The sequence below is a fragment of the Mycobacterium sp. genome, from assembly GCF_049585075.1.
In the GTDB taxonomy this organism is placed as follows: domain Bacteria; phylum Actinomycetota; class Actinomycetes; order Mycobacteriales; family Mycobacteriaceae; genus Mycobacterium.
Window position 1 is genome coordinate 22,905 of sequence record NZ_JBAUZA010000017.1, and the last position, 10,618, is coordinate 33,522.

General features: G+C 63.9%; 10 protein-coding genes. 6 read left to right on the forward strand and 4 right to left on the reverse strand.

Annotated elements, in window-relative coordinates; translation table 11 throughout:
• Positions 1-4: 4 nt before the first annotated feature.
• The 3 genes from WB785_RS01010 to WB785_RS01020 form a co-directional block, all read right to left on the reverse strand.
• Complete coding sequence (locus WB785_RS01010; RefSeq protein ID WP_424076841.1) at positions 5-1,123, reverse strand: ABC transporter substrate-binding protein; 1,119 nt, start codon at positions 1,121-1,123, stop codon at positions 5-7.
• Between the two features lie 86 nt (positions 1,124-1,209).
• Positions 1,210-2,055: a CbbQ/NirQ/NorQ/GpvN family protein gene (locus tag WB785_RS01015; RefSeq protein WP_424076842.1), complete on the reverse strand. Its 846-nt coding sequence runs from the start codon at positions 2,053-2,055 to the stop codon at positions 1,210-1,212.
• A 128-nt stretch (positions 2,056-2,183) separates the two neighbouring features.
• A complete protein-coding gene (locus WB785_RS01020) occupies positions 2,184-3,887 on the reverse strand; it encodes a nitric oxide reductase activation protein NorD (RefSeq protein ID WP_424076843.1) in 1,704 nt (567 codons plus the stop codon).
• A gap of 99 nt (positions 3,888-3,986) precedes the next feature.
• On the opposite strand from WB785_RS01020, the gene WB785_RS01025 reads away from it, so the two are divergent.
• The 6 genes from WB785_RS01025 (at position 3,987) to WB785_RS01050 (ending at position 10,152) form a co-directional block, all read left to right on the forward strand.
• Positions 3,987-5,144, forward strand: a complete 1,158-nt coding sequence (locus WB785_RS01025) for an acyl-CoA dehydrogenase family protein (RefSeq protein WP_424076844.1) — start codon at positions 3,987-3,989, stop codon at positions 5,142-5,144.
• Positions 5,141-6,241 carry an acyl-CoA dehydrogenase family protein gene (locus WB785_RS01030; protein ID WP_424076845.1) on the forward strand — a complete coding sequence of 367 codons (1,101 nt, stop codon included), beginning with the start codon at positions 5,141-5,143 and terminating at the stop codon, positions 6,239-6,241. The genes WB785_RS01025 and WB785_RS01030 overlap by 4 nt, the downstream gene beginning before the upstream one ends.
• A gap of 18 nt (positions 6,242-6,259) precedes the next feature.
• The gene (locus tag WB785_RS01035; protein ID WP_424076846.1) at positions 6,260-7,198 is read left to right on the forward strand and encodes an SDR family NAD(P)-dependent oxidoreductase; all 939 of its coding nucleotides are present in this window, start codon (positions 6,260-6,262) and stop codon (positions 7,196-7,198) included.
• Positions 7,199-7,408: 210 nt separating this feature from the next.
• A complete protein-coding gene (locus WB785_RS01040; RefSeq protein WP_424076847.1) occupies positions 7,409-8,692 on the forward strand; it encodes a TetR/AcrR family transcriptional regulator in 1,284 nt (427 codons plus the stop codon).
• A gap of 94 nt (positions 8,693-8,786) precedes the next feature.
• The gene (locus tag WB785_RS01045; RefSeq protein ID WP_424076848.1) at positions 8,787-9,629 is read left to right on the forward strand and encodes an SDR family oxidoreductase; all 843 of its coding nucleotides are present in this window, start codon (positions 8,787-8,789) and stop codon (positions 9,627-9,629) included.
• A gap of 136 nt (positions 9,630-9,765) precedes the next feature.
• Complete coding sequence (locus WB785_RS01050; RefSeq protein WP_424076849.1) at positions 9,766-10,152, forward strand: lipoprotein LpqH; 387 nt, start codon at positions 9,766-9,768, stop codon at positions 10,150-10,152.
• A gap of 183 nt (positions 10,153-10,335) precedes the next feature.
• Here WB785_RS01050 and WB785_RS01055 read toward each other — a convergent pair.
• Positions 10,336-10,618: DUF732 domain-containing protein (locus WB785_RS01055; RefSeq protein ID WP_424076850.1), on the reverse strand; the 283-nt coding region annotated here is incomplete at its 5' end.

Consider the following 10,618-nt stretch of genomic DNA (forward strand, 5'->3'; position numbering starts at 1 on the left):
CTCCTCAGCCTTCCTGTCCAAAACGATCGACCAAGTGCGAGTTGATCCCGTCGGCGTCGAGTGAGCGTGCCACCAGATAGCCGGCACCCATCCACGCACGCCGAGTCCACTTGCCGAACGACACCCGGGTGCCGGGCGCGCCCGAAGCGGCGGGCATCATCTTCACTCGCTCCAGTGCCTCTTTGACCCCACGCGGGCTGAGCGGATGCGCATCGGTGAATGCACGCACGAGCGTCGCGGCGACATCACGGTTGACCACCGGCACGCAGTATTCGGGACGCCTGCCGCCGTACTTTTGCGCGTAACGGTCGAGGAAGTCCTGGCCAATCCGATTCTCTTCGTCGTACTGGTCCACCCCGACCCAACCCATGAACGCGTTCCACATAATCGGATTCACCCAGGCGTTCTGGAAGGCCGTGGTGGTGAATCGCGGCGGATCCCAATCGACGGCCTCCAGCGCAGGATTGATGAACACGATCCCGAAACCGAAGCCCAAGTGCACAATCGCTTCCGCCTTCGCGTCGTGCAGGGTACGCACGGCTTCATTGATGTCCTGGGCAGTTTGGGCGATCGCCGCTTCTGCGACGATGCGAATTCCCTTGCGCTGGCACGCACTTCGCAAATTCTTCAGGTAGCTTTCGCCAATCAGGTTCTGCTCGACGAGAACTCCGATCTCAGACAGTCCGCGTTTGGCGACGAGGTCCGCGATGAATATCGGCTCGTCGGTCATCGAGCCCTGCGGGAAGGAGAACGTCCACTCGCCCAACCAGTCGTCGGTGCCGGTCACGGCGATCGCCGGAACCTTGAACCGTTCTTCGATCGCTTCGCGGGTCGGTACGCAGTTGTCGGTGATGTGTGGCCCGAACACCACCAGACAGCCTTCGTCGACAAGTTCTCCGAACGCATCGATCACCGCCTTGACCGATCCCTTCGGTAAGCCCTCCACTTCGCGGTAGATCATCTGCACGGGCCGATCCATCGCGCCGAGTTCGGCGGCCTCTTCGAAGATGAGGTCAAAGCACCGGGTGAAGTCGGCCTTCATCTCCTCGGGGAACATCGGCGGAAGCGTGAAGTCCATCAGGTAGCCGACCTTGATCGGCTCTGCGGTGCTTTCGTAGGACATCTGACCTCCCGGGTGAAAACCTCACGCACGCCGCACTGCGGCAAACCTAATATTTGTTCAGACTTTAGCGGCGGCGGTATACAGCGTCAAACATCAGACGCTCCGCCCAGATAGATTTCGATCATCTCGCCCAGGCCCTTGCCCACCGCCACGTCGTCGGTGAGCGGCCCAGCGATCGCCGCCCGCGCCGCCTCCGGCATCGTCAGCCCCTCCGCAACAAGCCTGCCCGCCGCAATCAGCACGCGTGTCGATGCGACCTCACGCAGCCCGCCGGTTTCCAGCCGGCGGATGGCCTGTCCGAAACGCACCAGCTCGGCTGCGGTGCGACCGTCTACGCCAGCCTCATGCGCAACGATCGCCTCCTCGACATCGGCTGTAGGAAAGCCGAATTCGATCGCAACCATTCGCTGACGCGTCGAATCTTTGAGGTCCTTGAGCACGCTTTGATAGCCGGGATTGTAGGACACCACCAGGCCGAATCCGGGCGCCGCGTCCAGCGTGATACCGAGACGTTCGATGGGCAGCTGCCGCCGGTGATCCGCAAGCGGGTGCAACACCACGGTGGTGTCTTGTCGGGCTTCCACCACTTCGTCGAGGTAGCAGATCGCTCCCTCACGCACCGCGCGGGTCAGCGGCCCGTCCATCCACACCGTCTCGTCGCCACGCAGCAGATACCGACCCACTAGGTCCGCGGTGGTCAGGTCGTCGTGGCAGGCGACGGTGATCAGCGGCCGGTCGAGATCGTAGGCCATCGCCTCAACGAATCGGGTCTTACCGCAACCCGTCGGCCCCTTCAGAACGAGGGCCAGCCCTTGGCGGTATGCCGCCTTGAAAATGGCCTCTTCGCTGCCGACCGCCTCGTAATAGGGCCGCACCATCTCCGCCTCTAGGACCGCGCTGCTCCGGCTATCAAGCCCGGACTGGTTGGCCATTGCTTCCCTTCCGATCCTCCGCTTGAATTTAGCCTAACCGGAACAGATGTTTGTTTCAAGCGCCATGACGATGGTGGGCGAGACACTGGTGCGCCAACTACGTTCTGGGACATGGCATCAGGCGTTCCTCACGACACCTTCCGGCGAACCTCTGCCGACCGCAACGCGGATCGGAAAAGCGGCCCGATCACATCAGCGAGTTGATCTGGACGCGCGATCGTCGCGTGTGCGGTGTTACCGAAGACCCTGCGCAGCGATTGCACGTCGGTTCCTGCGCCGATCGTCAGACATACGCAGCCAGTGCCGCGGCGGCGGGCTTCCGTCAATGCACGACGGGCGTCCGCGGCGCCGTATGCCCGCTCGTAGCCATGGTCATATGCGAGCCCGTCCGACAGCACCACCAACAGCCGCCGCGAGGTTCCCCCGCGGGTCTCCAAGACTGCCGAGCCGTGCCGGATGGCCGCGCCAAGTCGGGAGTATGCGCCGGGTTCGAGACTGTTCAGCCGCCGCATGGCCTGGGTGTTCAGGTGGTCGTCAAATCGTTTGATGGGCACCATGCTCACCGCGCGCCGGCCCTGCGAGTAGTAGGCGTAGAGCGCAACCCGGTCACCCAGGTCGTGAAGCGCAACCATGAGGTTGGCGACTGCCACACGTTGCTGTTGGTGCACCGTCTGGCCGACTGTGCCGGGTTCGCCGGTCGATCCCGACACATCGAGCAGCAGCAACACCGACAGGTCGCGCCGGCGCCGCAGGCTGTCGAGGTAGACCGCCTCGTCGGGGACCGAGCCGGCGAGCACCTCGACGCGCGCTTCGACCGCCGCGTCGATGTCGATGTCGTCGCCCTGCGGCTGGCGGTGGCGGCGGTGCAGACCCATGCCAAGCCGAGACAGCGGGCGCCGCATGCTGATTGCGTCGTCGAATTCATGGGTTGCCGATGCCTTGATCTCCGGCTCGACCTCGTACACGGTGCACCAGGCATCGCGGTATCCCTTGCGGGAGACGTCCCATTCCGGATACGTCACGCCACCAGCAGCCAGAATCCAATGGTCTTGGACATCTCCGCCGTCATCGCTCGACATTGACGCGAGCGATGACGCGGCATGCACGCCGCGATTACCGGAGTTGATCCGGTGCGTCGGGTTATCCGCGCCGGGTGGCCCGCCCCCGCGACCGGTCTTGCGCGCCGAAGACAGCATCTTCTTCAGCCACCTGCCGATAAAGCCGCCTCCGCCAACCGGACTGGTGAACATGTCGGGATCGTCGGAATCGTCGATCTCGTCGTCTTGGAGGTCCTGTAGTTCCTTCGCCACACGGCCCCGCGGCATATGTTGACGGCTGGACTGCTCTTCTTGAGCGGCCGCTCGGGAGCACGCGACAAGCACCTTCGACGCACGGATCACGCCGAATTGCGGCGTCGGCTCGTCGATCCGTGCCCGCCCGCCGGCAATTCGCAGCGATGCGGCCGGCGAATCGCTGCGGCTTGCGATATCGGGATCGCTCAACGACGCCAAGATGGCCGGCAACAGGTCACCGTTGGCGACTAGTGCGCGGTGACCCTCGACTGCGAGGTAGCGCTTGGCCAGCCGACGCCGGCGGACCAGGGAGCGCAGGATTTCTGGATCAAGGCTGCCCGCTGTGATCAACGACGCTTGCACCGCAATCGCTTGGAGCGTCGCGCGGGCTCGCGCGGCGGCATCGACGAAAATCGTCTGGCCGTCAGTCCAAGTCGGTGCACCCGGTGGCAGTTCGGCGACCGCTATCGGCCGGCCCGCAAGTGCAGATGCGAGCATGCCCAGGGCCTGCAACCGATCACCAGAAGCGTCGCTTGCCACACACGACCTCCGAACGCCGCGGACCTCGTTGACCAAATATCTGTTCCAACGTAAAGTCGCGCTTGGCCCAAGTCAAACGCGTGAGGTAAACCAAGCAACGTGGATTTTTCATACCCACCCGAGGTGGAGCAGGTCCGCAAGGAGCTACGCGCGTGGTTGGCCGCGAACCTCACCGACGACGTTGTAGCCGCTGGCCGCCGGCGAGGCAGGGACGACGCCGCGTTCCAGACGCTTCGAGCATGGAATGCGACGATGGCCGACGCCGGCTGGGCCGCAGTCTCCTGGCCGCAGGAATACGGCGGCCGCGGCGCAACGGTGCTCGAGCAATTGGTGTACGCCGAGGAGACAACTCGTGCGCGGGTGCCGATGCCGCTCAACGTGATCGGCATGAACAACATCGCACCCGCGATCATGCAATACGGCACCGAAGAGCAGAAGCGCACCCTGCTCCCCCGGATGATGCGAGCCGACGAAATCTGGTGCCAGGGCATGTCGGAGCCCGAGGCGGGTTCGGATCTCGCCTCGCTGCGTACCCGCGCCGTGCGCGACGACGATCATTTCGTCGTCACTGGCCAGAAGATCTGGACGTCGATGGGTTATCGAGCCGACTGGTGTCAGCTCTACGTGCGAACCGATCCGGACGCGCCCAAGCACAAGGGTATTTCCTGCCTGATTGTGGACATGTCGCTGCCCGGCATCGAGGTCCGGCCGCTCGTCACGCTCAGCGGCGAGGCCGATTTCGCGGAAGTCTTCTTCAATGACGTGCGGGTGCCCGCCGATGCCCTGCTCGGCCCGGAAAACGGCGGTTGGCAGATTGCCACAACCACGCTGAGCCACGAGCGCGCCGGTGCTGCGCGCCTCTACACCGAGATGCAAACGCGGTTAGCGGAATTGGTAGCCGACCTCGCTGACGTCGACATCGATGGTCGACCGACACTCGAAGATGCCACGACGTTGCGGCGCCTCGGCGAAATCGCCTTGCGTATCAAGTATCTCGAGGTGCTGTGTCAGCGTTCGATCTCGGCGATCCTGCACGGCGGTGACGCATTCGGGTCGGCGAGCCTGGCCAAGACGATCTGGGGTGAGGTCGGGCAGCAGATTGCCGCGCTGGCCTTCGACCTGCTGGGATCGCACCCCAACGGTCGCCGGTGGGCGGACTATCGCTTGACGTCGCGTTCGCTCACCATCGCCGGCGGTACAACCCAGATCAACAAGAACATCACCGCGCAGCGCGTCCTCGGGTTGCCACGCTCATGAACCTGGAACTGAACGACGAGCAGATCGCACTGCGCGACACCGTGCGGAGCTTCTTGGCCGAAAAAGCGTCGATCGCCGACCATGTCCGCCCGATGCTCGAGGATCCCACCGGCACGACCGAGGCGGTCTGGCGAGGGCTCGCCGACTTGGGAACCAGCGGCCTGCTGGTCCCACCGGAATGCGACGGTGCCGGCATGACGATGGTCGAGGCCGGCATCGTGCTCGAGGAGCTCGGTGCCGGCTTGCATCCCGGACCGTGGCTATCCACCGCGGTCGCGGCGCCTCGCGCACTGACGCGGTTGGGTGTGGACAGCAGCTCGGCTGCACCGCTTTTCAGCGGGATTGCAAACGGTTCCAACATTGCCGCGGTGGGCCCGCTCGACGGTGTCCGCCCGACGGTCGTCGAGCTGGGTGACGGCGTTGCGCTGCGCGGCACGATCGACAACATTTGGGATGCCGCCGCCGCCGACGTGCTGCTAGTGCTGGCCGATGAACCCGGCGGCACAGGGCTTTTCGCCGTCCAGATGCCGGCGCCTGGCGTGGGAGTTACGCCACAGCCCGGAATAGACCAGACCCGCAAGCAATTTCGCGTCGCACTCGACGACACGCCAGCACAACGTCTGGCCACTGGATCGCCGGATACGGTTGAGGAGCTCGTCGATGACGTGGTCGTCGCCTGGGCCGCCGACGCGCTGGGCGCCGCGCGCGCAGTCTTGCATCTGGCCGTCGAATACGCCAAGGTGCGGCGTCAATTCGGCCAACCGATCGGTGCGTTCCAAGCCGTCCAGCACCTGTGCGTCGATATGTACGAGACGGTTGAACTCGCCCGCAGTGGCGTCATCCACGCACTTTGGGCGGCCGACGCCGCCGATCGTGACGAGCGGCATGTGGCTGCGATGCGAGCCAAGGCCTTCGCCGGCCGGTTGGCCACCGTCGCGGACAACGCCATCCAGGTATTCGGCGGTATCGGCTACACCTGGGAACACGACGCCCACCTCTACCTCAAGCGCCTACTGAGCTGGAACGCATTTCTCGGCGGCCCCGACCGCTATCTCGTCGAGTTGGGTGCGCAATTCGCCGGATCAGTCCTGCACTGACTTTTGGGGAGGACAAACATGATCGACTTCACCGGGCAGGTGGCGATCGTCACCGGCGCCGGCCGCGGCCTCGGACGCCTGTACGCGCTCGAGTTGGCACGCCGCGGCGCCGCGGTCGTGGTCAACGACCTCGGCGGATCCATGCATGGCGACGGTGCGGATACCAGCGTCGCCGACGCGGTCGTCGAAGAGATCGAGCGCGCCGGTGGTGTCGCCGCAGCGTCACATGATTCGGTGGATACCCCCAAGGGTGGCGAAGCGATCGTCGGCACCGCTATCGACCGATTCGGTCGACTCGACGCGGTGGTGAGCAACGCCGGCATCTTCAACAGCGTGCCCTTCGAGGATCTGTCGCAGGCCGATTGGCGACGGATGCTCAGCGTGCACCTGGACGGCGGGTTCTATTTGAGCCAACCGGCATATCGGGAGATGAAGGCGGCCGGCTACGGACGGTTTGTGTTCATCTCCTCCTCCGGCGGCATGTTCGGCCAACCGCTGGAAGCCCACTACGCCGCGGCCAAAGCGGGTCTGGTTGGGCTGGCCAATGTCATCGCCATCGAAGGCGCCCAGCACGGGATCCTCGCCAATACCGTGCTGCCGTTCGGCTTTTCGCGCATGGTCACCGAAACGGTCGGCGACCCCAAAGCGCTTGAGGAGACCGGCTTTGTGAAAGTCATCCAGCCTGAGCTGGTCGTGCCGATCGTTGCATTCCTGGCGAGTCGGGCTTGCGATTTCACCCATCACAACTATTCGGCTTGTGCCGGTCGCTTTTCGCGCGTCTTTGTAGGGCTCGGCGAGGGTTGGCTCGCCGACCCTGGCAGCAACCCGACCGCCGACGATGTCGCGGCGCACCTATCCGAAGTGTCTGCCACCGAGCCGTTCACAGTTCCAGGGTCGATTTTCGAAGAGGTCTTCGCTGTCTGCGAAAGACTGGGCGTCAACGTGTTTTCACAATGAGGCGCAGCCCGCCGCCATAACAGCCTGGTAGCGTAAAACCAAATATTCGGTCACTCGGGCAACGGCTGGATAGTAATAACGGATCACGGCCAGGGAGGTGTCGTGGGACTTCAGCAACCATCCGAGGCTGCAGCCGCTCGAAGCTCCGCCCGCCTAGACTTGCCCGATGCCGATTCGTTGGTCCGGGCTGGCCGAGCCGGACGTGCTTCGATGACGCCGGCCAATGCGCGGGCGGGCGCCTACGACGACGGCACTCGCCGCACCGAAATCCTGCAGACTGCTGCGTCATTGATTGCTTCCTCGGGTTTGCGCACGTCTTTGCAGGAGATTGCCGACGCCGCGGGCATTCTGCCGGGCAGCTTGTATCACCACTTCGAATCGAAAGAAGCGATCCTCGTCGAGTTGGTCCGGCGTTATTACGCCGACTTGGACCGCATCGGCGAGATCGCCCACGAGAAATTGGACAAGCCCGACTCGCGCTCCGCCGCCGACGAGATCTTCGAGTTGGGATCTGCGATCGCGCGCTGCGCGGTGCAGCATCGCGCCGCCCTGCAGATGTCGTTCTATGAGGCGCCGAACGCAAATCCGGAGCTCGTGGAACTGCTTCAGAAACCGCCCACCGCAGTCCAGCAAGCGATGCTGCAAATGCTGCGCGCCGGTCGATGGAGCGGCTACATCAGATCCGATATCGATCTCCCCACACTGGCCGACCGGATTTGCCAGACAATGATGCACGTCGGGCTTGACATCATCCGGCATACCGCCGCCGCCGACCAGACGGCAGTCGTGTTGTGCCGCATCATGTTGCATGGTCTGGCCAGTCGACCGCACAGCGATCGGGAACTGGATCGCTCCCCTGCTTTCGCGGCCGCCGAGGCGGCGATCAAGACATGGCGTGACGAGGGTGAGTCCGAGGCCAACGACAAAGCCGCCCATGTCCGTGCGATAGCACGAGCCGAGTTCGGCCGAAAAGGCTACGAGGTCACCACCATCAGAGATATCGCTTCCGCAGCGGGTCTGGGCACCGGGACGGTGTATCGGCTGATCGGATCAAAGGACGAACTGCTCGCCTCGATCATGGAGTCGTTCGGCAAAAAGGCCGGCGGCGGATTCGCCGCTGTGCTGCGCACCGCGGCCACGCCAGTCGAGAAACTCGATGCGTTGAGTTGGGTCAACATCAACGCGTTGGACCAATTTCCCGACGAGTGGAAGATCCAACTTGCCTGGATGCGCCAGTCGCCGCCAGACACACCCAACCCTGGTCTGGCGTTCACCATGCGACTCCGGCAGCTACGAGCGCTGCTGTCGGAAGGAATCCAGTCCGGTGACATCCGGATCGAGGATCCGCCGTCGCTCGCGATGCTGTCGCGCTGCGTGATGGACATCCTGTGGATGCCGGAGAACATCGTGCGCGCCCAGGGCAAGCATGCGGCGCTGACCAATGCCCGCGACACCGTGGTGCGCGGCGTCGCCGAACGTGGCAAACGCAAGTAACACCATCCGCCGAAACGACCGCCATATATACCAAATATCTGTTCCCGTACAGTACTCGTGAGCCTTACAGTTGGCGTTCCCAGAGAGGATTGAAATGACTGGTATCGAGCAGTTCCGCTACGACGGCAAGCGGGCGCTGATAGTCGGAGGAGCCACCGGAATGGGCGCTGCGGCGGCCAAGATCGTCGCCGCTCTCGGAGCCGAGGTCATCAACATGGACTACGCCCCGGTGGCCGCTGAACTCGGCCGCGGAATCCAGGTCGACCTGCGTGACCCGGCATCGATCGACAGCGCACTCGAGCAGGTCGGCGGGCCCGTCGACGCGCTGTTCTCCGCCGCCGGTATCGCCGACGGTCCAGACCTGATGAAGATCAACTTCATCGGCCATCGCCACGTGATCGACCGACTGATGAACAACGGTCAACTGAACCGCGGTTCGGCCATCTGCTTCATCTCCTCGGTGGCCGGCATCGGATGGGAAAGCGATTTGCCACGGCTTCAGGAGTTCTTGGCCACGCCCGACTTCGAGTCGGCTGACGCCTGGGTCAAGGCCCACGAGGCGGATGCGTTCGGCCATTACGGCACCAGCAAGCAGGCCATCAACGCCTATGTCGCGACGCACGCATTTCCATTCCTGGCCAAGGGCGTGCGCATCAACGCGATCTGCCCCGGCCCGACGGACACTCCCCTGGCCCGCGCGAACGCTGACCTATGGCTGACCTTCGCGCAGGACTACCGGGAGGCCACCGGCGTCGCTACTCACACGCCCGAGCAGATGGGCAACGTGATGGCATTTCTCAACAGTGACGCTGCCGCTGGCGTCAACGGTGTCACCCTGCTTGTCGACTACGGGCACGTCAATTCATCGAATACCGGAACTTTCGCTGCCGGCAAGCCCATCATCGACTTGCTCATGGGCCGGATCTCGCTCACCTAGCCGACCCTGCACATTCCCTCGCGCGCGCGGCCTTGCGGCTGGTAGAAAAAGCGTGCGACGACGGCATGCGCCCAAGCGGCTGTCGGGATGGAGGTGCGCGGTGGGAAGTCGGCTCATTACCGCGGTAGGGACCGTTGTGCTGGTGGTGGCGTCCTGCGCGGGTTGCTCTGCGCATTCGGACAAAGTGGCGCAGAAGACCGCTCGAATCACGGTCGACAACAACACGCGCACCTCGCACGCCATCACCTGTAATCAGGTGCAGTGGTTGTTGACCACGAACATCTCCGCCGCACCAGCGAACGTCCGAGTCTTGCTCAAGCTCGATTCGGAGAAGCCGAAGCTTGAATCGGTCAATATCGATAACTTCGCGGGGTTCACCGGCGTTGCCGATGTCGGAGCCGGTGAGGCGAAAGCCACTTTCGCCAACGGCACCTACACCATCACGGGCACAGCCGAAGGATCTCAGCTTAACGATCCACGCGTCTCACTTACGGCACCGTTCAAGATCGAGGTGGGCTGCTAACCGGCGTCCGTCAGGCGTCGCCCTCAGGCGGCTCTTTGGGTCCTGGGATGGGCGGCGAGTTGTTCAGCCACTTCCTAAGCCGTAGAAGGCTCTCGACCACGATGCCTATGGCCAAGAGAATCAATATCACCCAGATTGCGGCGCTCACACGACAATGGTGACAGGTGGAAGGCCGGGTGTGGCCTAACCGCGCTGCCGGCCTAACTGCGCCATCACACCAGCGGCTTGATCGGGGCACTGCTGGCGAATGGTCGTGCCGGTTAGGGCGCCGGCGTTAGTTGCGGTGTAGCCGCGGGCCTCGAGGGTGGTCTCGATGCTGGCCAGGCTGGTGCCGTTGCGCAGTGCCGAGCAGATGTCGAAACGGGTGTCGATCATCGCGGCCTGCACTGGCGCGGCCAGGGTCAGCGTCGCCGCCAGCGCCGTGGCGGCGACGATAAACGACAACAACATGGTCGTTGCATACCCC